Source organism: Ensifer sp. 2TAB8, from assembly GCF_052115125.1.
Lineage (GTDB): Bacteria > Pseudomonadota > Alphaproteobacteria > Rhizobiales > Rhizobiaceae > Ensifer.
In genome coordinates this window covers 127,594-150,931 of record NZ_JBFRGB010000006.1, presented here as the reverse complement: position 1 = coordinate 150,931, position 23,338 = coordinate 127,594, and the positions used below count along the sequence as shown (strand labels likewise).

Annotated in this window: 25 protein-coding genes; 14 read left to right on the top strand and 11 right to left on the bottom strand. The window is 63.2% G+C overall.

What is annotated here, in order from left to right:
* Positions 1-62 precede the first annotated feature (62 nt).
* Positions 63-1,277 carry an MFS transporter gene (locus tag AB4Z53_RS13045; RefSeq protein WP_113540878.1) on the bottom strand — a complete coding sequence of 405 codons (1,215 nt, stop codon included), beginning with the start codon at positions 1,275-1,277 and terminating at the stop codon, positions 63-65.
* Positions 1,278-1,515: 238 nt separating this feature from the next.
* Here AB4Z53_RS13045 and AB4Z53_RS13040 point away from each other — a divergent pair, with 238 nt between their 5' ends.
* Complete coding sequence (locus tag AB4Z53_RS13040; RefSeq protein ID WP_441596234.1) at positions 1,516-3,027, top strand: winged helix-turn-helix domain-containing tetratricopeptide repeat protein; 1,512 nt, start codon at positions 1,516-1,518, stop codon at positions 3,025-3,027.
* A gap of 83 nt (positions 3,028-3,110) precedes the next feature.
* On the opposite strand, the gene rpmE is transcribed toward AB4Z53_RS13040, so the two are convergent.
* Positions 3,111-3,332, bottom strand: a complete 222-nt coding sequence (rpmE, locus tag AB4Z53_RS13035; RefSeq protein WP_034806140.1) for a 50S ribosomal protein L31 — start codon at positions 3,330-3,332, stop codon at positions 3,111-3,113.
* 110 nt (positions 3,333-3,442) lie between these two features.
* Here rpmE and AB4Z53_RS13030 point away from each other — a divergent pair, with 110 nt between their 5' ends.
* Both AB4Z53_RS13030 and AB4Z53_RS13025 read left to right on the top strand, forming a co-directional pair.
* Positions 3,443-5,341 (top strand): ABC transporter transmembrane domain-containing protein, encoded by a 1,899-nt coding sequence (locus tag AB4Z53_RS13030; RefSeq protein WP_441596232.1) that lies wholly within the window; start codon positions 3,443-3,445, stop codon positions 5,339-5,341.
* Between the two features lie 238 nt (positions 5,342-5,579).
* On the top strand, positions 5,580-6,572 hold the full coding sequence (locus AB4Z53_RS13025; protein WP_291161759.1) for a Bug family tripartite tricarboxylate transporter substrate binding protein: 993 nt from the start codon (positions 5,580-5,582) through the stop codon (positions 6,570-6,572).
* Between the two features lie 138 nt (positions 6,573-6,710).
* Here AB4Z53_RS13025 and AB4Z53_RS13020 read toward each other — a convergent pair whose 3' ends face one another.
* The 6 genes from AB4Z53_RS13020 to AB4Z53_RS12995 all read right to left on the bottom strand — a co-directional run bounded on the left by AB4Z53_RS13020 (position 6,711) and on the right by AB4Z53_RS12995 (position 13,828).
* Positions 6,711-8,357, bottom strand: coding sequence for an FAD-binding dehydrogenase (locus AB4Z53_RS13020; protein ID WP_113540874.1), 1,647 nt, complete (start codon positions 8,355-8,357; stop codon positions 6,711-6,713).
* 155 nt (positions 8,358-8,512) lie between these two features.
* Entirely contained in the window at positions 8,513-9,544 is a 1,032-nt protein-coding gene (locus tag AB4Z53_RS13015) for a peptidoglycan -binding protein (protein WP_113540873.1), read from the bottom strand.
* A 3-nt stretch (positions 9,545-9,547) separates the two neighbouring features.
* Entirely contained in the window at positions 9,548-10,648 is a 1,101-nt protein-coding gene (locus AB4Z53_RS13010; protein ID WP_113540872.1) for a flagellar motor protein MotA, read from the bottom strand.
* A gap of 256 nt (positions 10,649-10,904) precedes the next feature.
* Positions 10,905-11,705 carry an inositol monophosphatase family protein gene (locus AB4Z53_RS13005; protein WP_113540871.1) on the bottom strand — a complete coding sequence of 267 codons (801 nt, stop codon included), beginning with the start codon at positions 11,703-11,705 and terminating at the stop codon, positions 10,905-10,907.
* A gap of 314 nt (positions 11,706-12,019) precedes the next feature.
* Positions 12,020-13,171 carry a tetratricopeptide repeat protein gene (locus AB4Z53_RS13000; RefSeq protein WP_113540870.1) on the bottom strand — a complete coding sequence of 384 codons (1,152 nt, stop codon included), beginning with the start codon at positions 13,169-13,171 and terminating at the stop codon, positions 12,020-12,022.
* A 9-nt stretch (positions 13,172-13,180) separates the two neighbouring features.
* Complete coding sequence (locus AB4Z53_RS12995) at positions 13,181-13,828, bottom strand: thiamine phosphate synthase (RefSeq protein ID WP_113540869.1); 648 nt, start codon at positions 13,826-13,828, stop codon at positions 13,181-13,183.
* 107 nt (positions 13,829-13,935) lie between these two features.
* Between AB4Z53_RS12995 and AB4Z53_RS12990 the strand changes: the two genes are divergently transcribed.
* Together AB4Z53_RS12990 and AB4Z53_RS12985 are read left to right on the top strand one after the other, a co-directional pair.
* A complete protein-coding gene (locus AB4Z53_RS12990; protein ID WP_113540868.1) occupies positions 13,936-14,715 on the top strand; it encodes a sulfite exporter TauE/SafE family protein in 780 nt (259 codons plus the stop codon).
* Positions 14,716-14,816: 101 nt separating this feature from the next.
* Complete coding sequence (locus tag AB4Z53_RS12985) at positions 14,817-15,077, top strand: ArsR/SmtB family transcription factor (RefSeq protein ID WP_034806124.1); 261 nt, start codon at positions 14,817-14,819, stop codon at positions 15,075-15,077.
* Positions 15,078-15,240: 163 nt separating this feature from the next.
* On the opposite strand, the gene AB4Z53_RS12980 is transcribed toward AB4Z53_RS12985, so the two are convergent.
* Complete coding sequence (locus AB4Z53_RS12980) at positions 15,241-15,414, bottom strand: YdcH family protein (RefSeq protein WP_113540867.1); 174 nt, start codon at positions 15,412-15,414, stop codon at positions 15,241-15,243.
* Between the two features lie 213 nt (positions 15,415-15,627).
* On the opposite strand from AB4Z53_RS12980, the gene AB4Z53_RS12975 reads away from it, so the two are divergent.
* The 7 genes from AB4Z53_RS12975 to AB4Z53_RS12945 all read left to right on the top strand — a co-directional run bounded on the left by AB4Z53_RS12975 (position 15,628) and on the right by AB4Z53_RS12945 (position 19,981).
* Positions 15,628-15,831, top strand: coding sequence for a YdcH family protein (locus tag AB4Z53_RS12975; protein WP_057254651.1), 204 nt, complete (start codon positions 15,628-15,630; stop codon positions 15,829-15,831).
* A 53-nt stretch (positions 15,832-15,884) separates the two neighbouring features.
* Positions 15,885-16,349 (top strand): 5-(carboxyamino)imidazole ribonucleotide mutase, encoded by a 465-nt coding sequence (gene purE / locus AB4Z53_RS12970; RefSeq protein ID WP_291161767.1) that lies wholly within the window; start codon positions 15,885-15,887, stop codon positions 16,347-16,349.
* Entirely contained in the window at positions 16,346-17,401 is a 1,056-nt protein-coding gene (locus AB4Z53_RS12965; protein ID WP_441596228.1) for a 5-(carboxyamino)imidazole ribonucleotide synthase, read from the top strand. The genes purE and AB4Z53_RS12965 overlap by 4 nt, the downstream gene beginning before the upstream one ends.
* Positions 17,402-17,572: 171 nt before the next feature.
* A complete protein-coding gene (ykgO, locus tag AB4Z53_RS12960; RefSeq protein ID WP_034806120.1) occupies positions 17,573-17,698 on the top strand; it encodes a type B 50S ribosomal protein L36 in 126 nt (41 codons plus the stop codon).
* Positions 17,699-17,772: 74 nt separating this feature from the next.
* Complete coding sequence (locus AB4Z53_RS12955; RefSeq protein ID WP_113540864.1) at positions 17,773-18,387, top strand: hypothetical protein; 615 nt, start codon at positions 17,773-17,775, stop codon at positions 18,385-18,387.
* A 95-nt stretch (positions 18,388-18,482) separates the two neighbouring features.
* The gene (locus AB4Z53_RS12950) at positions 18,483-18,959 is read left to right on the top strand and encodes a hypothetical protein (protein ID WP_441596226.1); all 477 of its coding nucleotides are present in this window, start codon (positions 18,483-18,485) and stop codon (positions 18,957-18,959) included.
* Between the two features lie 5 nt (positions 18,960-18,964).
* Entirely contained in the window at positions 18,965-19,981 is a 1,017-nt protein-coding gene (locus AB4Z53_RS12945; RefSeq protein ID WP_441596224.1) for an alpha/beta fold hydrolase, read from the top strand.
* Between the two features lie 28 nt (positions 19,982-20,009).
* Here AB4Z53_RS12945 and pyk read toward each other — a convergent pair whose 3' ends face one another.
* Together pyk and AB4Z53_RS12935 are read right to left on the bottom strand one after the other, a co-directional pair.
* Complete coding sequence (gene pyk, locus AB4Z53_RS12940) at positions 20,010-21,449, bottom strand: pyruvate kinase (RefSeq protein WP_441596222.1); 1,440 nt, start codon at positions 21,447-21,449, stop codon at positions 20,010-20,012.
* Positions 21,449-21,925 (bottom strand): DUF1036 domain-containing protein, encoded by a 477-nt coding sequence (locus AB4Z53_RS12935; protein ID WP_113540860.1) that lies wholly within the window; start codon positions 21,923-21,925, stop codon positions 21,449-21,451. The genes pyk and AB4Z53_RS12935 overlap by 1 nt, the downstream gene beginning before the upstream one ends.
* A gap of 193 nt (positions 21,926-22,118) precedes the next feature.
* On the opposite strand from AB4Z53_RS12935, the gene AB4Z53_RS12930 reads away from it, so the two are divergent.
* The gene (locus tag AB4Z53_RS12930) at positions 22,119-22,907 is read left to right on the top strand and encodes an N-formylglutamate amidohydrolase (protein ID WP_441596220.1); all 789 of its coding nucleotides are present in this window, start codon (positions 22,119-22,121) and stop codon (positions 22,905-22,907) included.
* 46 nt (positions 22,908-22,953) lie between these two features.
* A complete protein-coding gene (locus AB4Z53_RS12925; RefSeq protein WP_223725557.1) occupies positions 22,954-23,259 on the top strand; it encodes a DUF1244 domain-containing protein in 306 nt (101 codons plus the stop codon).
* The last annotated feature ends 79 nt before the right edge of the window (positions 23,260-23,338 follow it).

The window sequence follows — 23,338 nt, the reverse complement described above, 5'->3', positions numbered from 1 at the left end:
TCTTCAGAATACCGAAACGGGACCCGGCCATCGCGCCGGGTTTTTTGTTGCGTTGCGTGTCGTCACGATCGCGAAGGACGCAGCTTCGACAGCAGAAACAACGCCAACACGCCGCTAAGGGAGCCAAGAGCCAGCGGCAGCCCCTGATGCCCGATCCACTGCATGGCCAGGCCCGCCGCAGGCGACGCCACGATGCCGCCGAGACCCCAGGCAACCGCGAAGGCCGCGTTGCCGGCGATCAGCGCTTGGCCGGCGAACCGTTCGCCGAGCTGGATCAACGCCATCGTGTAGATGCCGAATGAGACACCGCCCCAGAGGAAAACGAGCGGCCAGACGAGCCAGGAATTGAAGGCCCACGGCAGTAGCAGGCACCCGGCCAGCGAGACGAGCACACAGAACAACATCGCCCGCATCGAGCCTACCCTCTCGGCCATGCGTCCGAGAAAAACCTGAAGCAGCGCATTGCCGGCAATGAAACAGGTAAGGAGTGAGGCGATCCGCTCCTCGGCACTTGCGAGCGTGGCACCATAGGTGGCGAACAGCGAAAGCAGGGTCTGCTCGAAAGCGGCAGCGGTGAAAACCGCAAACAGGAGGAGCGGCGCCAGTGCCAGGAAGCCGCCGACGGACGTTGCTTCGCCGTCCTGCGGCATTTCAGGCAGGCGCGGCACGATGGCGAGCAAGATCATGCCGCAGAGGACGAAGGCCACGATACCGATCAGGAAGGGCGGCCAGCCCTCCGCGCCGAAGAGACCGAGCGACAGCGGACCTAGGGCGAAGCCACCCGAAACGATCGAAGAATAGAGACCCATGATGCGGCCCCGGCGCGACGGTGGAGTGACGGTGATCAGCCAGGTTTCGCTGATCACCGAAAGCGGATTGGCAAAGAAGCCGAGCAGGAAACGCAGCGGCATCCAGGCCCAGAGGTCCTGCGTCCAGGCGATGGCGATCAGGATGAGCGCGGCGCACATCGAGCACAGGATGGCAAGCCACGCCGCCCCCAGGCGCCGAACCAGCACCGGAATGAGAGGCGCGGAAACGATGAAACCCAGCGGCGTCATTGCCGCCGACAGGCCGATCAGTCCCGGCGTCGTTCCCTGCCGCTCCAGGATGAAGCTGAGCAGCGGATAGGTCAGCCCCTGGGCGACCGCGAACACCGTGACGGTCGCGATCGTGCCGGCGATCCCCGCCCACAGGATCGGCTGTTCCTGCGACAAGGTTATGTCGCGCAACGGACGGCGCACCGTTGCGACAGACGGAGACTGTTGATCCGTATTCATTCCGGCAGCCGCCCCATGCCGGCAAGATACGTTTGGCGACCTCGATCTCGACCTGCCGCCCTGCGCAGGGCAACTGACGGCACCGCCTGGTGTCGGTCTACAGGAATAGGGATGTGGTTCATGGCAGCCTCCAAAGTCGGCCCGAAAGACCGATGAATTCTGCAGGACACGAACCCGACCGTAATTAAGCGCCTCCAAAAAGTTCTCAAAAACGTCCAAACGCACTATAGATGCGCCCATGCAGGTAACGCGCTTCGCCTTTGGTCCCTTTGTGCTTGATCCGGGTGCGGGAACGCTTCTCCGAGGCGAGGATCCGGTTGCCATCGGCTATCGCGGATTGAGATTGCTTGCAGCACTCGTCGGACGCGCCGGTGAGATCCTGGGCAAGGCCGACCTGATGGATGCCGCGTGGCCGGGAACGGCTGTCGAGGAAGGCAATCTCACCGTCCAGATCGCGCAGCTCCGAAAGCTGCTTGGCCCCGCTGCTGATGGTGGCGAGTGGATATCGACGGTCCCACGTGTCGGCTACCGCTTCACCGGAAACACGAGGCAGCTCGGTGCGGCAAAGCGACACCCGCTCTCCCTTCCGGACAAACCGTCGATCGCCGTTCTGCCCTTCGTCAACGTCAGCAAGGATCCCGAGCAGGAGCCCTTCGCGGACGGGCTGACCGAAGATCTGATCACCGACCTTTCCTGGATCCCCGGCCTGTTCGTCATCGCGCGCAATTCGTCATTTGCCTACAAGGGCAAGGCGGTGGACGTGCGCACGATCGCGAATGATCTCGGCGTGCGCTACCTGTTGGAGGGCAGCGCCAGGCGTGCTGCAGGACGCGTGCGCATCAATGCGCAACTGGTTGACGCGCAGAACGGCGAGCAACTCTGGGCGGAACGTTTCGATCGCAGCCTGGAAGACGTTTTTGCCGTTCAGGACGAGGTCACGGCGAGGATCGTGGAAGCGCTGCTCGGGCATCTGCGTCCACAGCCGCGCCCCCGCAAGCGGCCCAACAACTTAGAGGCCTATGATCTGTGCGCGCGCGCCCGCAGGCTGATGGACGATACGCCGCAGGCAGCCCAGGAAGCACACCTGATGCTGACCCGTGCGGTTTCGCTCGAACCCGATTATGCCGAAGCCTACCGCTGGCTGGCGATGAACCACTGGATGGGAAAGGTGCATGCCGGCGGACCGACACAGGAGGCCCGCAGCGCTGCCCTGAAGCTGGCGCGCAAAGCTGTAGCGATCGACCCGGACGATGCCGGCAGCCGATGGATCCTGGCCTATCTTCTCGCCTACGAGCAGAGCTTTGAGGAAGCGGATACGGAATTCGCCAAGGCGATCGAACTCGATCCGAACGAGGCGGACGCCTGGGCGGCATTGTCCGACATCGACGTTCTCGCAGGGCGGATCGAAGAGGGCCTCGCCCATATTCGCAAGGCGTTCCGGCTGAACCCTTTCCCAGCAAGCTGGTACTATCTGGCGCTCGGTCAGGCGCAATATGCCGCCGGCGACTATGCAGCCGCGATCGAGACGCTGCGGGGCGACGAGACCTATCGCACGAGTTCACGCCGGTTTCTTGCGGCAAGCCTCGCCCAACTCGGCCGCCTCGAGGAGGCGCGCACGGAGGTGGACCTGTTTCTCGTCACCAACCCGGATTTCACGATCCGCCACTGGGCCGCGACCGAACCGTTCCGTGACGACGCTGTGCTTGCGCATTTCGTCGATGGCCTTCGCAAGGCGGGTCTTCCCGAGTGACGGCAGGCGCTCCGACCTGTCGATCGGCCAACAAAAAGCCCAGCGCAATGGCCGGGCTTTGAGAATGCCGAAGAGGCGTTCGATTAGAGGCCGAGGCCTTCGAAACGCTTCTTGAACTTGGAGACGCGGCCGCCGCGGTCCATGAGCTGCTGGTTGCCGCCCGTCCAAGCCGGGTGCGACTTCGGGTCGATTTCCAGGTTCATGGTGGCGCCTTCAGAACCCCAGGTCGAGCGGGTTTCATATTCGGTGCCGTCAGTCATGACTACCTTGATGACGTGGTAATCGGGATGGATGTCTGCCTTCATAACGATCTTCCTAGAGTTCCAGGGTCCAATTGTCGCAAGGCATTGCGACTTCGAGACCGAACACGTAAATGAAGCCGCGGACCGCCTGAAGGCCACGGCTTCCCAATTCGATGCCGTGCCTATACATCAAGGTCTGCGGGATAACAAGTGCCGCGCGGAAGACTCATGGGCAAACCCTTTCCTCCGTGGTTGGCGAAAGGGGTCAAGTGTCAAAACGAGAAATCCAGGCGCCGGCGCGCAAATCCATCCGCCCTCTCGCCACGCTTCTGCCGTATCTCGCCCGTTACCGCCATCTGGTCATCGGCGCAGGCGTTTCGCTGATCCTCGCCGCGGTGACGACCCTGGCGCTGCCACTTGCGGTCAGGCGCATGGTCGACAACGGCTTCTCCAGTCCCGATAGCGGTTTCATCAACACCTACTTTTCGATGCTGATGATGCTCGCCATCGTGCTCGCCCTGGCGAGTGCGGCGCGTTACTACTTCGTCATCACGCTCGGCGAGCGCATCGTTGCCGACCTCCGGCGCAACGTATTCGACCGCGTCACCCGGCTTTCCGCCTCCTTCTTCGACGTCAATCAGTCCGGCGAGATCGTCTCGCGGCTGACGGCCGATACAACCCAGGTCAAGTCCGCGGTCGGGGCCACCGCCTCGGTGGCGCTGCGCAACCTGATCCTGTGTCTCGGCGCCATCGGCATGATGGTCTACACCAGTCCCAAGCTTTCGAGCCTGGTGCTCATCGCCATCCCGATCATCGTCTTCCCGCTCGTCGGCTTCGGCCGCTCCGTCCGTCGCCGCTCGCGTGAGGCACAGGATACGCTTGCCACCGCATCGGCCTTTGCCGGCGAAGCGATCGCGGCATCCCGCACCGTGCAGGCCTTCAATGGCGAAGCACTCGCCAACAACCACTTCGGCGCCGCCGTCGAGGATGCCTATGGCGCTGCGCGCGCCGCCATCAAGGCGCGCTCGGTGCTGACCGCCTTCGCCATTACCATGGTCTTCGGCAGCGTCGTCGCCGTGCTTTGGTTCGGGGCGCATGATGTGCTGTCGGGCAACCTTTCCGCCGGCACCCTCGGCCAGTTCCTGCTCTACTCGGTCTTTGCCGCCGGCAGCCTCGGCTCGCTCTCGGAAGTCTGGGGCGAACTTTCGCAGGCCGCCGGCGCCGCCGAACGGCTCAACGAACTGCTGACCGAGGTCCCCGAGATCCAGGCACCGGCAAACCCCGTTGCCATGCCCGTACCCACCTCCGGCGCCATCTCCTTCGACGACGTCTACTTCGCCTATCCGGCGCGACCCGACTACAAGAGCCTGAACGGCCTCAGCTTTGCGATCAAGCCGGGCGAGACCGTCGCGATCGTCGGTCCTTCCGGCGCCGGCAAGAGCACGGTCTTCTCCATGCTGCTGCGCTTCTACGATCCTGCCAAGGGCGCGGTGACGGTCGATGGGCTCGATGTTCGAACCGTCGATCCGAAGGAGCTGCGCGACCGGCTGGCGATCGTGCCGCAGGATGTCACCATCTTCGCGTCGTCCGTCCACGACAACATCGCCTTCGGCATGCCCGGCGCGACGCGGGAGGCGGTGCGCGCCGCAGCCGCGGCTGCCCAGGCTGACGAGTTCATCAACCGCCTCGATAATGGCTACGACACGCGCGTCGGCGAACGCGGCATCACGCTGTCGGGCGGCCAGCGCCAGCGCATCGCCATTGCCCGCGCGATCCTGAAGAACGCGCCGATCCTGCTTCTCGATGAGGCCACTTCGGCGCTCGATGCCGAAAGCGAGACGTTGGTGCAGAAGGCCCTCGATGGCCTGCTGCGCGAGCGCACCACCGTTATCATCGCCCACCGGCTGGCGACCGTGCTGAAGGCCGATCGCATCCTGGTCATGGATCACGGCCGGATCGTCGAGGAAGGAACGCACGTCTCCCTCATCCGCCAGGGCGGCCTCTACGCCAAGCTCGCGCGGCTGCAGTTCAACCACGGCGCCGAGGCGCTGTTCGTCGCGACGCAGAGCTGAACCGCCTGAGGCGGTTCATACGCCGCCCGTTTCGATTTTACACCAGACGGTTGTCCGCCGACGGCCGCGCCCTATTGCTATGGGGCCGGCCTGCGGCGCCGCACGTGCGTTCGGACGCGCTAAGGTTGCTGTTACACACTGAACGGCTGCATGATTTCGCCCCTGAACCCATCTCGATTTAGGGTGTCATGCGGTGCGGGCCGGTTTGCTGTTTGCTGAACAAGTGGGAGGAACACGCATGGCATTTTCGGACCTGACCCGGCGCGCAACCCTGACGCTGGGCCTGGTGGCGCTATCGGCGCTGCCCCTTGGCACCTCGGCCCTGGCCCAGGGGTTCCCGGACCGACCGATAACGATGGTCGTTCCCTTCGCCGCCGGCGGCTCGACCGACGTGGTCGCGCGCATCGTCGCACAGAAAATGTCGGAAGACCTCGGCGAACAGGTGATCGTCCAGAACGTCGCCGGCGCCGGTGGCAATCTCGGGGCGGCCAATGTCGCGCGCGCCGATCCGGATGGCTACACGATCCTGATGGGGACCGTCGCCACCCACGCACTCAACCCGCTGATCCTCAAGACCAAACCCTACGATCCGGAGAAGGACTTCGCGCCGATCTCGCTGCTGGTCGTCGTGCCCAACGTGCTGGTCGTCAATCCCGAGCTTCCCGCCAAGAATGTCGAGGAACTGCTGGCACTGCTCAAGGCCAAGCCCGACGAATACAGCTACGCGTCCTCCGGCAACGGCACGCCGCTGCATCTCTCCGGCGAACTGTTCAAGAAGATGGCTGGCGTCAGCATGCAGCATATCCCCTACAAGGGCGCCGGCCCGGCACTGAACGACGTCATCGGCAACCAGGTGCCGATCATGTTCGACAACCTCCCCTCCTCCTCCGGCCACATCAAGGCGGGAACGCTACGGGCGCTGGCCGTCACCACGGCGGAACGCGCGCCCTCCTTCCCCGATGTGCCGACCGTTGCCGAAGCCGGCATCCCGGGCTACGAGACCTACACTTGGAACGCGCTCTTTGCCCCGGCGAACACGCCGCAGCCGGTGGTCGCTCGCCTCAACGAGGCGGCAAACAGGGCCATGAAGGATCCCGCCGTGATCGAACGCATGAAGGAATTCAGCGCCAAGATCGTCGGCTCGACGCCTGAGGAGCTCGGCACCCATGTAAGTGCGGAACTCGCGAAGTGGACGCCGGTCGTGCGCGACGCGAATGTGCAGATGGATTGATCGACAGGCATTTGATTTGACTTCGCGAATGCGGCCCTCATCCCAGCGGTGAGGGAAGCGAAGCGCTCTCATCCGGCTGCCGCCACCTTCTCCCCACAATGCGGGGAGAAGGTGAGGTACCTTTCGAAGAGCGGCCAATCATGCCCCCGCTGCACCCCGCCCCGCCATCCGGCCGGAGAAGATGCAGCCGCCAAGGAAGGTGCCTTCGAGCGCATTGTAGCCATGCATGCCGCCGCCGCCGAAACCGGCGACCTCGCCGGCGGCATAGAGGCCCGGGACCGGCTCGCCGGATTGTTCGAGCACCTGGCCCGAGAGGTTGGTCTGCAGGCCGCCGAGCGTTTTGCGCGTCAGGATATGCAGGCGAACGGCGATCAGCGGCCCGGCGTTCGCATCGAGCAACCGGTGCGGCTTGGCCGTGCGCAGCAGCCGATCGCCGCGATAGGCACGGGCACCGCGGATCGCGGTGACTTGCGCATCCTTGGAGAACGGGTTGGTGATTTCGCGGTCGCGCGCCTCGATCTGCTGGCGAAGATGGTCGAGCGAGAGCCGGTTCTCGCCCGTCAGCGCGTTCATCGCCGGCACCAGGTCTTCAAGCCGGTCGCGGACGATGAAATCCTCGCCCCTGTCCATGAAAGCCTGGACCGGCCCGGGTGGGTTCTTGCCGAGCCGTTTCAGGAGCAACGCGATGCTCTTGCCGGTCAGATCCGGGTTCTGTTCCGAGCCGGAGAGCGCGAATTCCTTCTTGATGATCGCCCGCGTCAGGATGAACCAGCTGTAGTCGTGACCGCTGTCGCGGATCGCCTGCAATGTGCCGAGCGTATCGAAGCCGGGCATCGCAGGGGCGGAAAAACGATTGCCATCGGCGTCGCACCAGAAGGACGATGGGCCGGGCAAGATGCGGATGCCGTGTTCCGGCCAGATCGGATCGAAGTTTCGAACCCCCTCGGTATAGTGCCACATGCGATCTGAGTTGATGACCGAGCCGCGTGCGCGACTGGCGATCTCCAGCATGCGCCCGTCGACGTGATGCGGCACGCCCGAGACCATGGTTGCTGGCGGTTGACCGAGCCGCTTGCGCGGCCAGTTGCGGCGAACGAGATCATGGTTGCCGCCGATACCGCCCGAGGTGACGATGACAGCCCCTGCCGAAATCTCGAAATCGCCGTCGACGTCGCGGGAACTGCGCTCGCCGCGCCCGACCGGATCTTCCTTCAGCAGCGCACCGCGGGCACCCGTCACCTTTCCATCGGTGGTGACGAGCTCATCGACCCGATGGCGAAACCGGAAGCGCACGAGACCGCGGCTTTCCGCCTCTCGCGTCAAGCGCACGAAGGGTTCGAGCACCGCCGGCCCGGTGCCCCAGGTGACGTGGAAGCGCGGCACCGAGTTGCCGTGACCATGGGCAAGCCCGCCGCCGCGTTCGGCCCAGCCAACGACGGGGAACCAGCGCATGCCGAGGGAATGCAGCCAGCGACGCTTTTCGCCGGCGGCAAAGTCGAGATAGGCTTCCGCCCAAAGCCGCGGCCAATGGTCTTCGGGACGGTCGAACTGAGACGACCCCATCCAGTCCTGCAAGGCAAGCTCCCGCGTGTCGCGGATGCCCATGCGTCGCTGCTCGGGACTATCGACGAAGAACAGACCACCCAGCGACCAGAACGCCTGACCGCCAAGGTTCTGTTCGCCTTCCTGATCGAGAACGATGACCCGGCGGCCAACGGCAGCCGCCTCCGAGGCGGCGACGAGGCCGGCAAGGCCTGCGCCGACGACCAACACATCGCAATCCATGAAATGCCCTCCCCTGCATCCCCAGACAGCGCCGCGCATCTATTCGGACGAGCAAGAACTGCCGCCACCCATGAACGGCTGCTGAAACTGTTACGCGTACGTCAAGGTCAATTCAAGAGTCGGGCGTTGACCGCCGCATGTTTCGGAAGCGCGTCCTATTTTTCGGTCAGCTTGAGCTCGATACGGCGGTTCTGGGCCCGGGCCTCCGGGGTTTCGCCCGGTGCAATCGGCTGGTATTCGCCGAAGCCGGCTGCCACCAGACGATCAGCAGGGACCCCCTTCGAGATCAGGAACTTCACCACCGACGTCGCGCGCGCCGAAGAAAGCTCCCAGTTGTCGGCATAACGGCCGGTTCCAGAGAGCTGGACGTTGTCGGTGTGGCCATCGACGCGCAGCACCCAGTTGATCTCGGCCGGGATTTCCTTGGCAAGATCAAGCAGTGCCGAGGCGAGTTTCGCCATTTCTGTCTGCCCGTCGGGATTGAGATCGCTGCCACCGGACGGGAACAGCACTTCCGACTGGAACACGAAGCGGTCGCCGACAATGCGGATGTTTTCGCGATCGGAGAGAATTTCCCTCAGGCGTCCGAAGAAATCGGAGCGGTAACGGTTGAGTTCCTGTACCCGCTGGGCAAGCGCCACGTTCAGGCGACGGCCGAGGTCGGCGATCTTCGTCTGCGATGCCTGGTCCTTCGCTTCCGATGCCTGAAGCGCGACCTCGATAGCGGCGATCTGGTTGCGCAGCGCCGCGATCTGCTGGTTCAGAAGCTCGATCTGGCTCATCGCCCGGGCGCTGACATCACGCTCGTTCTCGAGCTCGGTGCCGAGCCGTCCGATCTTCTGGTTGGCCGCGTCGCTGCTGCCGGCGCCCTGGTCGAGCAGCGCCTGGAGCCGTGAACGTTCGCCTTCCGACTGGGAAAGCGATGCCTGGAGATTGGCCAGCGAATCCTCGAGATCTTGCTTGCCGCTTTTCTCGAGCGCCAGCAGCTGGGTGAGTTCGTTGATCTGGCTGTTCAGTCGGGTCAGCACCTCATCCTTGCCGCTGATTTCGCGGCTCAGCAGAAACTGCCCGAGAACGAAGACAGTGAGCAGGAACATGATCGAAAGCAGGAGCGTCGACAGCGCATCGACGAAACCCGGCCAATAATCGATCGTGCGCTGCGAGCGGCCTTTACGGGCGAGCGCCATGGATTACTCTCCTCCGGTCTCGTCCAACTGTCCGACCTTGGCCGGCACAGACGACCTCTCGCTGGTGACGGCGATGCGATCGCCGCCGATGCGGGACGACAATTTGTCGAGCGTCCTGCGCATCGCCTTGGCCTCTTCCTGCTGCGCTTCGATCCAGTCCCGGAGCATCTGCTGCTCGCCACGCATGTTTTTCACCAGCCCTTGGATGCCTTCGGCAAGGCTTGCCATGGCGGCAGTCGTTCGCTGGCTCGAGCCGCCCTCCTGATTGAGACGTACCAGCTGATCGGTGAGCTTCTTCAGCTCCTCCACCGGGGCACCCGAAGGCGCATCGAGCGACGGCGTCAGCTCCGAACCGACATCGGTGACGGAGGAAAGCCAGTTTTCAAGCTCGGTGTAAAAACGATTCTGCGCACGGCCGGCCTGCAGGTCGAGGAAGCCGAGGATCAGCGAGCCGGAAAGACCAAAGAGCGACGTCGAGAATGCCGTACCCATGCCGGTGAGCGGCGCCGAGAGGCCGCTCTTCAATGCCGCCAGAATGTCCTCGGTGGTTCCTGAACCTGCATCCAGCGATTGGATGACCGTGTTGATCGAACCGATGGTGCCCAAGAGACCCCAGAAGGTACCGAGCAGGCCGAGAAACACTAGAAGGCCGGTCAGGTAGCGCGAGATATCGCGGGATTCATCGAGGCGGGTCGCAATCGAATCCAGAATGGAGCGCAACGCCGTCGTCGAGATCGCCGTCTGGCGGGCGCCGATCAGCGCCCGCATCGGTGCCAAAAGCACCGGGTCGCGGCCCACCTTGTCGGCGCTGCCGGCGGCGCGGAAAGAGTTGAACCAACGCACTTCGGGGCGCAAGCCCAGCACATGGTTGAAGACGAGCAGGATGCCGATCAAGAGCACCCCGAGGATCAAGCCATTGAGGCCGGGGTTGGCCAGAAAGGCGTTGTGTGCCTGCCGAAAGAGGATTGCGCCCACGAAACCGACGATGATCAGGAAGACCACCATGATCCAGAAATAGTGCATGGGGCTCGAAAGCTTGTGCGGATTATAGCCTTCTTCCACGCCTTCCCGACCGTTCCACCCGGACAGATGCAGTTGCGTCATGGGTATAAGTATCTCCCGGTTTTTACTTGACGGAACGGCGCCGCGCCGGCCCGGAGCCTACTGCATAATTCCCGAAACCGAAATCGATTCAAGGATGAAATTCAGCCGTTTCTCAAAGTGAGGCAACGGCTGCGACCGCCTTAGATAGGCACAGGCATGTGGCGCTGTCGTGTTGCCTCATTCCGGATCAACCGGAAAAACAAGGCCTCCGACGCGGGTGAGCGCCGGAGGCCGAGCACAGGAATGGGATCGCTGCTTACTTCGTCGGGACCGGACGGTGCACGACGTCCTTGAGCGCCTTGGTGATGTATTCGTTGCCGCAAACGATCGAGCCATCTTCGACCGGCTTGGCGCCACCGTTGATGTCGGTCGTCCAGCCGCCAGCCTCGCGGATCAGCAGCACGCCGGCAGCAATATCCCAGGCGGCGAGGTCGCGCTCCCAGTAACCGTCGTAGCGGCCGGCTGCGACATAGGCGAGATCGAGCGAGGCGGCGCCCATACGGCGGATGCCTGCGACTTCACCCATCACGTGGCGCAGTTCGATGAGGTACTTGCCGTGGTTGCCGCGGCCGAGATGCGGCGTGCCGGTCGCGATCACGGCATCGGAAAGGTGCTTGCGCGCTGCGACGCGCAGACGGCGGTCGTTGAGGAACGCGCCGCCACCACGCTCGGCGGTGTAGAGTTCATCCGTCGCCGGGTTGAAGACAACGGCGCCGACGATTTCGCCCTGACGCTCGAGCGCGATCGAAACGGCGAAATGCGGGATGCCGTGCAGGAAGTTGGTGGTGCCGTCGAGCGGATCGACGATCCAGCGATGCGCGCCATCGGTGCCGATGATCTCTTCGCCTTCCTCGCCGAGGAAGCCGTAGGTCGGGCGTGCCTTCAGGAGTTCTTCGCGGATGAGCTTCTCGGCCTTGCGGTCGGCCTGCGAAACATAGTCGCCCGGTCCCTTGAGCGAGACCTGCAGGTTCTGGACTTCGCCGAAATCGCGGGCCAACGACTTGCCGGCCTTGAAGGCGGCCTGAACCATGACATTGAGAAGAGCTGAACGGGCCATCTGGCGATCCCTTGAAAACGAAGGCCGATCGAGCGCACTCGATCGGACGTTGAACCTGCTTGACGGAACATGGGCCGCATCGCCGGCCCACTGCAATTCCTTCGATCGGATACGATCCAAGGACTGAGGGCAAGCTGCAGATTGAGCTCCGTCGTCAAAAAACCGAGTGAATTCTCACTCCGCTCGCCGTCGCCGCAAACAGTCGCGGCGCCACGAGCAAAACCGCGGCCTCAGAACCACAAATGGCCCACAAATTCAAGCGAAATAGCGTTTCGGCCAAAGGCTGCGGCCGATTCCGCTGCAACCGGGGCCGTTCAGCTCCGGCGAAACTTGTTGGCGGCGCTGAGCGCCTGCTTCTGCTGTTCTTCGTTGAGGCCGAGATAGAAGTCTTCGAGCGCATCGTCCTTGAGACCGGCGCGGCGCGAAAGCACATACCATTTCGCCGCCTCGACCGGATTGGGCCTTGTGCCGATGGCATTGACATAGAGATGCGAAAGCCGGTTCTGCGCAACCACGTTGCCGCCCTCGGCGGCCCGCTTCATCCAGCCAAAGCCGTCTTCCAGGTTCCTGTCTCCGGCAATGCCCTCGATCATCCAGATCGCAATGTCGAGCTGCGCAGTGTCGAAGCCCGCCCGCGCCGCGCGGATCAGCCACTCGCGCGCCCGTGCCCGCTTGCTTTCCTCGATGCCGTCGACATTGACCAGGATCTGCGACAACGCATATTGCGCGTCCGCGATGCCCTGTTCGGCCGACTTTTCATAATAGGGCATCGCCAGCTTCAGCCCCTTGGGTCCGGGATTGTCGGCGACGAGCGTCTGGCCGTAGTTGAATTGCGCCGAGCCATTGCCGAGATCGGCCGACTTCTTCATCAGCTCTTCGGACTTCTTCCGGTCGCGCTTGACGTAACGGCCTTCCATCAGGATCAGCGCGTATTTGAACATCGCGGCGGGATCGCCTTTTTCCGCGGCCTGGCCGTACCAGAAGGCGGCCTGCTGGGGATTGCGCACGACGCCCAGGCCCTGCTGCAGGATCTCGGCGATCAGCGTCTGTGCCGCCGGGTCGCCGAGCTGCGCCCGCGGCAGCGCCAGGTCCATCGCGGTCAGGTAATAGCCACGCTGGAACGCGCCATAGGCGTCGTCCACCTTGCCGGTAAAGGGCTTTTCCGCAGGCAATGCCGGCAATTCGGCACCCATGCGATCGAAAACACCGACGCCGGAAGATGGGACAGTACCATCGGCAGGCTTCTTGCCGGGACCACCAGCCGACTTGTCATCTTTGTTGCCGGTCGGCGTCGCGCCCTCCGGCATCGCCGCCCCGTTGAAGGGCGTAATGCGACCACGCTTTTCGACGCCGGCGTCCTCGCCACCACCCTTCTGCTCCTGCGCATGCGCCGGCAGCGCCAGGGCGACCGCCATGGCAACAAGGGAAAGACCTCGACTCAATCGGGAAGGCAGACGGCTCAACATCGAAACGTCTTAATCTTCAAACCGTGGCGCTTTTTCGTCAAGAAGTGCGTTGACCGCAGCAACGACCGAAGGCGCCTGTCCCGGTTCGCCGAAGACAGCAAGACGAAGCGCCACGAACTCAGCCCCCGTCTCCGCGACAGCCAGTGCCGATTCCGGGTCCGTGCCGCCCATGACGATGCAGGGGATCTCGATCATCGAGGCCCACCACTCCGCCAGCGCCAGGTTCTTCGAATGCGCCTCCGGTTTGATGTCGCCATCGGTCTTGCCGAAGAACACGTAGTCGGGGCGCACCTCGCCGATCTCAAGTGCATGGTGACGATCAGCCGCGTTGCCCCCGCCGACGATCAGCTTCGGCGTGTGTTTCTCGACCGCATCACCAAGCGCTTCCGCATTGCCGGCAATGTGAAGGCCGTCGGCCTTGGCGCGACCAGCGACGCGAGAGTCGCCCTCGATGAGCGCAGCGGCACCAGCCTCCTGGATGACCGGAACAAGGCGCTCGGCATGTTTCTGGAACTCGGAATCGTCCAGCCCGTATTGCGGAACGATCACCGAGGCGACGTCACCGCCCTTCAGCGCATCGGCAAGCACCTTCGCGCGTTCGGCCGCATCGGGCATATCGGGCGCGATCAGCACCAGGCGGCAACGTTCTGTTGTCATATCAAGACATCCATTTCCGGCTGCATCCGCCAGGGTGGCGAAACCAGCGCTCGATTTCATTTGGGAAAACCGATAGACGGAGACTGCAAAAGGATCAACCGCCACCCATGCTTCCTGATCTCGACTTCTATCTTATCGCCATTCCGGCAGTTCTGCTCGTTGGCCTCAGCAAGGGCGGCATGGGGGAAGCGCTGTCGCTGATGGGCGTCCCGATCCTGTCGATGGCGGTGTCCCCCGTCCAGGCGGCCGCCCTTCTTCTCCCGATCCTGATCGCCATGGACCTCGTTTCGCTCTGGATGTGGCGCAAACATGGCGATCGCACCACGCTCTTCATGCTGCTGCCCGGCGCCATCGCCGGCATCGTCATCGGCTGGGCGACCTCGGCCTATGTTTCGCGTGACCTCCTTCGCCTCATCATCGGCCTGATCACCGTGCTCTTCGTGCTCCGATACGTCTACAATGTCTGGCGCATGCGCCTTGGCATCACGATCGCGCCGAAGAAGCAGCGGGCCGGGCCGGCGACACTCTGGGGCTCCTTTGCCGGTTATGGCAGCTTCGTCGCGCACGCCGGCGGCCCGCCTTTCCAGATCTACGCGCTGCCGCTGCAACTCGATCCGCGCGAATATACCGGCACCATCGTGCGCTTCTTCGCGATCCTGAATGCGGTGAAGCTCATCCCCTATTTCGCGCTCGGGCAACTGGATCTCAGCAACCTGAAAATCTCGGCGACGCTCTTTCCGCTCGCCATCGTCGCAACCATGTGCGGCGCCTGGATCGTTCGCCGCATGAAGCCGCAGATATTCTACCCCTTCATGTATACCATGGCCTTCATCGCAGGCTCGAAACTGCTGTGGGACGGTATCAACAGCCTGGCCGCAGGCGGCTGAACCGCGGCCCCAAGTATTGCGGAAATATTGCAAAGCAAAATTAGCATTCCGCATCGCACAAATTTCTTGCTGCTTCGCAAAATTTCGCCTAACGTCCGGCCATGACGATCGCGGACCCTTTCGATGCCATTGCGGACCCGAACCGGCGCCACCTGCTGGAGGAACTGCGGCGCGCGCCAAAGACGGTGAACGAACTGGCGGAGGGTCTGCCGATCAGCCGCCCGGCCGTATCGCAGCACCTGAAGGCCTTGCTGGATTGCAATCTGGTCTCGGTTTCGGCAAGCGGCACCCGGCGCATCTACGCGATCAACCGGCCCGGTTTCGACCGCCTCAATCTCTGGCTCGACCAGTTCTGGTCCTGAGTCCGGAAGCCGCGAACGCGCGGCGTCCAAAAAAACAGACCGGGCTCCAAGCCCGGTCCAGCATTCCGTATCTTCCGTCGTGGGGGATTGGTTCTAAACCTTGTCGCGCCTACTCAGAGGGGAGATGGCGCTTCCCGATAGTCCTAGGAAATACCGTTGATAATCAGTGAGTTGAGGAGCGAAGCCTTTCGATTTCGTCCTTGATGCGCAGCTTCCTTCGCTTGATGTCAGAGATCAGTTCGTCTTCCACCGACGGCTGATTCAGTGCCGCATGGAGCTCCTGCTCCAGGACGCCATGTTTTTTCTCAAGCGTTGCAAGATGAGCCTCAACAGTCATTTGGCAGTCCCTTCCTTTTGCTTGCATCCGGCATGCAAATGCCGGATGTTCCATGGTTGTAACCTTACTACTCTGCCACGCCATTTTTCATTTGTCGAAGGCGAAATGATGACGACGGATAACTTCCCGTTACCGCCCAAGATGTGATAGAGCGGCGGATGAAATTCCGGTTCGAGGAGGACTTCGCAACCGGGCTGATGGGGATCGCTTTGCATGCCGGACCAGGACCAGGCCGAACTCAGACTGACCGCCGCACGGCTGAGGCAGGAACATGAAGACTACGACGCTGCCATCAATGCCATGATCGAGACCGGCTGCGACGCGCTGAGGATCCAGCGCATGAAGAAGAAGAAGCTGGCGATCAAGGACAAGATCAGCAAGATCGAAGACCAGATCATCCCCGACATCATCGCCTGAACCGGAACAGGATAGACGTGATCGACACCACGACCCCACCCGTCGCCATCATCATGGGAAGCCAGTCGGACTGGGAGACGATGAAGAACGCCGCCGATACGCTCGACGCGCTCGACATTCCCTATGAGGCCCGCATCGTTTCCGCCCATCGCACCCCCGATCGGCTCGTCAACTTCGCCAAGGGCGCGCGCGACGAGGGCTTCAAGGTGATCATCGCCGGGGCCGGTGGTGCGGCCCATCTGCCGGGCATGTGTGCCTCGATGACGCCGCTCCCGGTCTTCGGCGTACCGGTGCAGTCGAAGGCGCTTTCCGGGCAGGACAGCCTGCTCTCGATTGTCCAGATGCCGGCCGGCATTCCCGTCGGCACGCTCGCGATCGGCCGCGCCGGCGCCGTGAATGCCGCGCTGCTTGCCGCAGCCGTGCTCGCGCTCAGCGACGACGATCTCGCCGACAGGCTTGACGACTGGCGTGAGCAGCAGACGATTTCGGTCGCCGAATACCCGGTGGACGACGCATGACCACCATCGGCATTATCGGCGGCGGTCAGCTCGGCCGCATGCTGGCAATGGCAGCTGCCCGATTGAACTTCCGCACCGTCATCCTCGAGCCGCAGGTTGACTGTCCGGCGGCACAGGTGGCGAACGAGCAGATCATTGCTGCCTATGACGACGAAGCCGCGCTTAGCCAGCTCGCCGCTGTCAGCGACATCATCACCTATGAGTTCGAGAATGTGCCGGTCGCGGCTGCCGAACGGCTCGCCGCGAAACGCCCCGTCTTCCCGCCGCCGAAAGCGCTGGAAGTGGCCCAGGACCGCCTCGTCGAAAAACGCTTCATCAATGACTGCGGCATTGCGACTGCGCGCTTTCACGCTGTCGACAGCCAGGCAGACCTTGAGGCTTCCCTTGCCGATTTCGGCGGGACCGGCGTGCTCAAGACCTGCCGCCTCGGCTACGACGGCAAGGGACAGCGCGTCTTCCGTTCCTCCGATGACAGTCCGGCCGGCGCCTTTGCAGCGCTCGGCGGCGTCCCCCTGATCCTTGAGAGCTTCGTGCCCTTCGAGCGCGAAATCTCGATCATCGCCGCCCGCTCGACAGATGGCACGGTCGCCTGCTTCGATCCGGCCGAGAACGTGCACCGCAACGGCATCCTTCACACCTCGACGGTGCCGGCGGCAGTCGGCGACGCTACGGCGGACGCTGCCCGCAAGGCCGCCAAAGCGATCCTCGATGCACTTGGCTATGTCGGCGTCATCGGCGTCGAGTTCTTCGTGCTCTCGGACGGCAGCCTGATCGCCAACGAGATGGCGCCGCGCGTGCACAATTCCGGACATTGGACGGAGGCGGCCTGCGTCGTCTCGCAGTTCGAGCAGCATATCCGTGCCGTCTCGGGTCTGCCGCTCGGCAATCCGCGCCGCCACTCCGACTGCGTCATGCAGAACCTGATCGGCGACGACCTCAACGATGTTCCGGCATGGCTTGCCAAGGACGATGTCCTGGTGCACCTCTACGGCAAGACCGAGGCACGCGCCGGCCGCAAGATGGGCCACGTCACACAGCTCCTGCGCGGCTGAAAGCCACAGAAATGCGGGTCGAGACGCCAAAATGCGGCGTCTTGCGGTTGACACGTTAGGGGTGACGCGGTATTTGCCATCCCACCTTAAAGGAGCGCGCTCACCGGCGCGCTTTTGATTGTTAGAGATACCGGGCGAATTTTCGTTCCCCGAAACCTGCGGATCAGGAAAATGAAGATCAAGAATTCGCTCAAGTCGCTGAAGACCCGTCACCGCGAAAACCGTCTGGTTCGTCGCAAGGGCCGCATCTACATCATCAACAAGTCCAACCCGCGCTTCAAGGCTCGTCAGGGCTGATCTCTGCGGGGATGCGGACATCGCTTCGGCGATGTCCCAGATTTGATTATGAAGTTGTCCCATGGCGAGCTAACATGCTCGCCATGCGAGTTTTTGTACCCTTGATTCTGGCGTGTACCGCCCTGCTCGCCACCTCCCTAGGAGCTGGCAGTTTCTCTCTCGCGGCGGAAACACCGGCCCAGACCGAATCCGCCAGCCTCACCACACCCAAGCAACGACTGGATGCCCTGTTCGCAGACCTCAAGAAGGAACGCGACGCAGACAAGGCGCGTGAGCTCGCCAACCAGATTCGTGTGGAATGGCAGGATTCCGGCAGCGCCACCGTCAATCTGCTGATGCAATGGGCCGACAAGGCCATCACCGACAACAAGCAGGCGGCGGCACTCGACATCCTCGACCAGGTGATCACGCTTGCGCCCAATTATGTCGAAGGCTGGAACCGCCGCGCGACGCTGCACTACGCTATGGGCAACTACCGGAAATCCATGTCGGACATCAACCGGGTGCTGGCGATCGAACCGCGCCATTTCGGCGCGCTCGCGGGCATGGCCGCGATCCTCGACGCCTCCGGTAAGGACGAGCTTGCCATGCGGGCCTGGGAGCAGTTCCTGAACATCTATCCCGCCGACCGCAAGGCTCAGGAGCGATTGGGCGAACTCGCCGAGAAGCTCGCCGGCAGCAAGACCTGACCGCACACGACATCGTCGATTGCAGCCCCCCGTCAACGTCCCTCCCGGCCCATGAAACCGCACTGCTCGAGATAGCAACGGCCGCGCGCCGTTTCATGGAACCAATCTGGTTGGAATGGCATCGGGCCTGGGGCGGCGATCTGCCGGCACTTCCCTCGCAATGGACCTGCGGCCGCTCAAGCCTGTTTCTCGTGCGGGCCTTGAGTACCGAAGGATTTGACGTCGTCTGGGCCTCGGGCACACCGCGCGCGGACCCCAACGAACCGGAAATCGGTCCATTCGGCTTCTTCCACGAGGGCAGCTGGCAAAGCCACGCCTGGGTCGAATGCGGCGACTTCATCGTCGACATCACTGCCGATCAATTCGGCGCACCTCCGGTCCTCGTTGTCGATCGAACCGACACCCGTTACAACAGGGGCGACCGGGATACCGCGCTGCCCGAGTTCGTGCTTGCCCGCAGGCGCGCCGTGGACGACATCTGGCCACGGTGGCAGCTGATGCGCTCACCGCCCGCTGAAACAGCGCATTTTCAGGCGCGCGCCAACGAGCCGGCGACGCCGGAAGACAGATAGGGACAATGTTTCCAGGCACCCTCCTTTTCATAGGACTGACGCTTGTCGGCATCGCCTACAGCCTGTGGCACGCACGGGTCTTCGCGCGTCGGTTTCCCAATGTCGGCGAATTGATCGACATCGGCGGTTACCGCTTGAACAGCGTACACCTGCCGGCGAGCGGCAAGGCCGACCTGCCGGCTGTGGTTTTCATCCATGGCGCCAGCGGCAATCTGCTCGACCAGCTGCACGCCTTCGCGCCCGCCCTTGATAACCGCGCCGAGATGCTGTTCGTCGATCGTCCCGGCCACGGCTATTCCGAGCGTGGCGGAGCGGAAAACGATCTTCCGGACGGCCAGGCGGCGGCGATCGCGAGGCTGATGGACAAGCGCGGCATCGGTCGCGCCGTCATCGTCGGCCATTCCTTCGGCGGTGCGATCGCCGCAAGCTTCGCCCTGCATCATCCGGACAGGACCGCCGGCCTCATCCTGCTGGCACCTGCGACACACCCCTGGCCAGGCGGCATCGACTGGTACTACCGTTTCACCGCACTGCCGGTGATCGGCTGGCTCTTCGCCCATACGCTGGTGACGCCTTTGGGACAACGGCGCATCGAGGGCGGTACCCGCTCGATCTTTTCGCCCAATCCGCGCCCCGACGATTACATCGACAAGACCGGCCCGCATCTGGTGCTGCGTCCCGCGACCTTCCGCAACAACGCGCGCGACATTGCCAATCTGCATGCCTACTTGACCGCGACTGCACCGCGCTACCGCGAGATCACTGCCCAGACTGTCATCATCACCGGCGACAGTGACGGCATCGTCCTGGCCGACATCCATTCCCGCGGGCTTGCGCGCGATATTCCCGGCGCGGAACTGCTGTGGATCGGCAATCTCGGCCACAAGCCCGACTATGTGGTCACGGACGTCGTCGTGGCCGCACTCGAAAAGATGGCGGGCCAGCCGACCGATCTCGAGCAAATAAAAAGGCGGGCCGAAGCCCGCCTGATCTCGTCGTCCGAAGCCATCAATCAGAGCTGACCCGCCTCGCACATTCACAAAGGCTGCGTCAGACGCCGCTCATGCCGTCGGAGCCGATATAGGCGATGCGCAGCATGTTGGTGGCGCCGGGCGTACCCAGGGGCACGCCGGCAGAGATGATGACGCGTTCGCCGGGCTTGCCGAAGCCTTCAGCCGCAACGATACGGCAGGCGCGGTTGACCATGTCGTCGAGATCCGTCGCGTCCTCGGTAACGACGCAATGCAGCCCCCAGACGACTGAAAGGCGGCGTGCCGTCTGAACGATCGGCGAGAGTGCAATGATCGGAACTTGGGGCCGCTCGCGAGCGGCGCGCAGACCCGTTGTACCGGACGAGGTGTAGCAGACGATCGCAGAGAGCCGGAGCGTCTCCGCAATCTGGTGGGCAGCCAGCGAGATCGCGTCGGCACCGGTTGCTTCCGGCGGCGTGCGCTGGGCGTAGATGATGCTCGAATAGTGCGGGTCGCGCTCGACGCTGCTGGCGATCGACGCCATGGTCGTGACAGCCTCCACCGGATACTCGCCCGAAGCGGACTCGGCAGACAGCATGACCGCGTCGGCACCCTCGAAGACGGCAGTCGCGACGTCGGAGACTTCGGCGCGTGTCGGGACCGGTGCGGAGATCATCGATTCCAGCATCTGCGTGGCGACGACCACCGGCTTGCCGGCGCGGCGACATGCGCGCGTCAGCTGCTTCTGCAGGCCGGGTACGGATTCCAGCGGCATTTCGACACCGAGGTCGCCGCGCGCCACCATCAAGGCGTCCGAAAGCTCGATGATCTCGTCGATCCGGTCGAGCGCCTGCGGCTTCTCGATCTTCGACATCAGGCCGACGCGACCGCGGGCGATCTTGCGAACCTCGGCCAGATCCTCCGGACGCTGAACGAAGGACAGCGCCACCCAGTCGAATTCGCCGGTCGCCAGAACCGCATCGAGGTCGGAACGGTCCTTGTCCGTCAGGACGCCGACGGCCAGCAGCGTATCGGGCAGGCTGACGCCCTTGCGGTCGGAAATCTTGGTGCCGGCGACCACCGTCGTGACGATGCTCTTGCCGTCGGTCTTTTCAGCCTTGAGATGCAGCTTGCCGTCGTCGATCAACAGGCGATGACCGGGCTTGACCGCTTCGAGGATCTCAGGATGCGGCAGGAAAACGCGGGTGTTGTCGCCAGGCTCGTCCCTGTTGTCGAGCGTAAAGGTCTGGCCGACCTTGAGGTCTACCTTGCCTTCGGCAAACTTGCCGACGCGCAGCTTCGGCCCCTGCAGGTCGCCGAGAATGCCGATCGGTCGGCCGCAACGCGCCTCGACCGCGCGGATGCGCTGGACCAGCGTGCGCATCACGTCGTGGCTCGCGTGGCTCATGTTGATGCGGAACAGATCAGCCCCGGCCTCGTGCAGCTTCTGGATCATCTGCTCATCGGAAGACGCCGGTCCGAGCGTGGCGAGGATTTTGACTTTTCTGTTCCGCTTCATCAATTCTGGCTTTCCTGCGTGCCGGGCGTTTCGGAGAGCTGAACCATCCAGCTCCCTTGCCGCCCCGTGTCGTATTCTTTGAATCCCATGCGCTGGAAGCCGCGGGCGAAGCAGTCCTGTACGCCCGTGATCTTGAACTCGTTCTCGGCGACGCACATGTTGACGTCGCCGGTCCAGCGGCCACCGCGGGCCGCGTCTTCCGCGTAGAGATAATAGTATCGTGACTGAAGCTCGCCCTCGATCAAGGTCGCGCAGGTGGTGGCCGGAACCTGCCACCAGCCCTCCGTTACCCAGCCTTCCTTGGCTCGGTAGCCGATCGCCACGCCGACGAGATTTTGCGTGCCGTTGCAGACGCGAAAATCGGCGCGCGCCTCGTCGGCAAAGAGAAATGAGCTTGAGGTTGCCAGGAAAAACAGGAGGATGCCTCCCAGTGTCGTCAGCCCCGGCTTCGCTTTGGAAAAAGGATTTCTGGACACGGTTTCCGATGGAACTCCGTTTTGATTTGCGTGGCACTTTCTTGCGACGGCCAGCCCCGAAAGTCAACGTAACTCTAATCGATTACAATCGCCAAATTGCTTTCAAATTGCGCTAAACAGTTGCGCGTTTCTTGCGATTGACGCGCGCGCGTGCGATCAGCGAAGTCGAGGCTAGACAAGAGACTGGACCGGAATGCAACACTATTCTCCCTATGAGATTATCGAAGCCAAGCCTACAACCGGGATCGTTTTGCTTGCCGACCACGCGATGAACCGGCTGCCGGCGGAATACGGCAGTCTCGGCCTGCCCGCCGCGGCATTCGAGCGGCACATCGCCTATGACATCGGCGTCGAGGCACTGGTGCGGCAGCTTTCCCGAATGCTCGATGCGCCGGCCGTGCTTGGTTGCTTCTCCCGGCTGTTGATCGATCCCAATCGCGCAGAAGACGATCCGACGCTGATCATGAAAATCTCCGACGGTGCGATCATCCCCGGCAACCACCCGATCAGCCAGGAGGAATGGGAGAACCGGCTGAACCGCTTCCACCGTCCCTATCATCGCGCTGTTTCCGAGACGATCGGTCGAAGCGCCGAGGCGCACGGCGCAGCACCGCTGGTTATTTCGATCCACTCCTACACACCGGCCTGGAAGGGTGCCGCCCGTCCGTGGCACGCCGCCGTCCTTTGGGACAACGATCCGCGCGCCGTCCTGCCGCTGATCGAGATGCTCGAGGCATCGGGCGACATCGTCGTCGGCAACAACGAGCCCTATGACGGTGCACTGCGCGGGGATACCATGTTCCGGCATTGCATGGTGCCGGGGATCCCCCACGCCCTGATCGAGGTGCGCCAGGACCTGATTGCCGACGAGGCGGGAGTTGCCGCCTGGGCCGAGCGGCTGGCGCCAATCCTTGCGGGTCTCAACGCCATGCCTGAGTTGCATCGCTACGAGCGCCACGCCTCCCGCACCGGCGGCTATTGAGATATTTCCGCCGTTGGCGCGTAGCATCTGAAGAGGATCGACGTCCATGACCGAACTGACCCGGGACCAGCAGACCGCCTTCGAAGCGGCCGCCTTTCGCCGTCTCGTCGCCCATCTGCGCGAACGCTCCGATGTCCAGAACATCGACCTGATGAACCTTGCCGGCTTCTGTCGCAATTGCCTTTCCAACTGGTACCGCGAAGCGGCCGAACAGGCTGGCGTTCCTCTCGCCAAGGAGGAATCGCGCGAGATCATCTACGGCATGCCCTACGAGGAATGGCGCGAGCGCAACCAAAGGGAAGCAACCACCGAGCAGAAGGCCGCTTTCGAGGTCAACCGGCCGAAGGAATAAGATCATTTCGCCGGCGCTTGCCACGGAAATGACCGCGTTGTTGCGCAATGACCCTTGACCTTGGCGGCCGTTCGCGGCA

Bases quoted from the DNA above. Each gene is read 5' to 3' on its own strand.
- AB4Z53_RS13045 (WP_113540878.1), bottom strand. From the start codon at position 1,277: ATGAATACGGATCAACAGTCTCCGTCTGTCGCAACGGTGCGCCGTCCG.
- AB4Z53_RS13040 (WP_441596234.1), top strand. From the start codon at position 1,516: ATGCAGGTAACGCGCTTCGCCTTTGGTCCCTTTGTGCTTGATCCGGGT.
- rpmE (WP_034806140.1), bottom strand. From the start codon at position 3,332: ATGAAGGCAGACATCCATCCCGATTACCACGTCATCAAGGTAGTCATG.
- AB4Z53_RS13030 (WP_441596232.1), top strand. From the start codon at position 3,443: ATGCCGTGCCTATACATCAAGGTCTGCGGGATAACAAGTGCCGCGCGG.
- AB4Z53_RS13025 (WP_291161759.1), top strand. From the start codon at position 5,580: ATGGCATTTTCGGACCTGACCCGGCGCGCAACCCTGACGCTGGGCCTG.
- AB4Z53_RS13020 (WP_113540874.1), bottom strand. From the start codon at position 8,357: ATGGATTGCGATGTGTTGGTCGTCGGCGCAGGCCTTGCCGGCCTCGTC.
- AB4Z53_RS13015 (WP_113540873.1), bottom strand. From the start codon at position 9,544: ATGGCGCTCGCCCGTAAAGGCCGCTCGCAGCGCACGATCGATTATTGG.
- AB4Z53_RS13010 (WP_113540872.1), bottom strand. From the start codon at position 10,648: ATGACGCAACTGCATCTGTCCGGGTGGAACGGTCGGGAAGGCGTGGAA.
- AB4Z53_RS13005 (WP_113540871.1), bottom strand. From the start codon at position 11,705: ATGGCCCGTTCAGCTCTTCTCAATGTCATGGTTCAGGCCGCCTTCAAG.
- AB4Z53_RS13000 (WP_113540870.1), bottom strand. From the start codon at position 13,171: ATGTTGAGCCGTCTGCCTTCCCGATTGAGTCGAGGTCTTTCCCTTGTT.
- AB4Z53_RS12995 (WP_113540869.1), bottom strand. From the start codon at position 13,828: ATGACAACAGAACGTTGCCGCCTGGTGCTGATCGCGCCCGATATGCCC.
- AB4Z53_RS12990 (WP_113540868.1), top strand. From the start codon at position 13,936: ATGCTTCCTGATCTCGACTTCTATCTTATCGCCATTCCGGCAGTTCTG.
- AB4Z53_RS12985 (WP_034806124.1), top strand. From the start codon at position 14,817: ATGACGATCGCGGACCCTTTCGATGCCATTGCGGACCCGAACCGGCGC.
- AB4Z53_RS12980 (WP_113540867.1), bottom strand. From the start codon at position 15,414: ATGACTGTTGAGGCTCATCTTGCAACGCTTGAGAAAAAACATGGCGTC.
- AB4Z53_RS12975 (WP_057254651.1), top strand. From the start codon at position 15,628: ATGCCGGACCAGGACCAGGCCGAACTCAGACTGACCGCCGCACGGCTG.
- purE (WP_291161767.1), top strand. From the start codon at position 15,885: ATGGGAAGCCAGTCGGACTGGGAGACGATGAAGAACGCCGCCGATACG.
- AB4Z53_RS12965 (WP_441596228.1), top strand. From the start codon at position 16,346: ATGACCACCATCGGCATTATCGGCGGCGGTCAGCTCGGCCGCATGCTG.
- ykgO (WP_034806120.1), top strand. From the start codon at position 17,573: ATGAAGATCAAGAATTCGCTCAAGTCGCTGAAGACCCGTCACCGCGAA.
- AB4Z53_RS12955 (WP_113540864.1), top strand. From the start codon at position 17,773: ATGCTCGCCATGCGAGTTTTTGTACCCTTGATTCTGGCGTGTACCGCC.
- AB4Z53_RS12950 (WP_441596226.1), top strand. From the start codon at position 18,483: ATGGAACCAATCTGGTTGGAATGGCATCGGGCCTGGGGCGGCGATCTG.
- AB4Z53_RS12945 (WP_441596224.1), top strand. From the start codon at position 18,965: ATGTTTCCAGGCACCCTCCTTTTCATAGGACTGACGCTTGTCGGCATC.
- pyk (WP_441596222.1), bottom strand. From the start codon at position 21,449: ATGAAGCGGAACAGAAAAGTCAAAATCCTCGCCACGCTCGGACCGGCG.
- AB4Z53_RS12930 (WP_441596220.1), top strand. From the start codon at position 22,119: ATGCAACACTATTCTCCCTATGAGATTATCGAAGCCAAGCCTACAACC.
- AB4Z53_RS12925 (WP_223725557.1), top strand. From the start codon at position 22,954: ATGACCGAACTGACCCGGGACCAGCAGACCGCCTTCGAAGCGGCCGCC.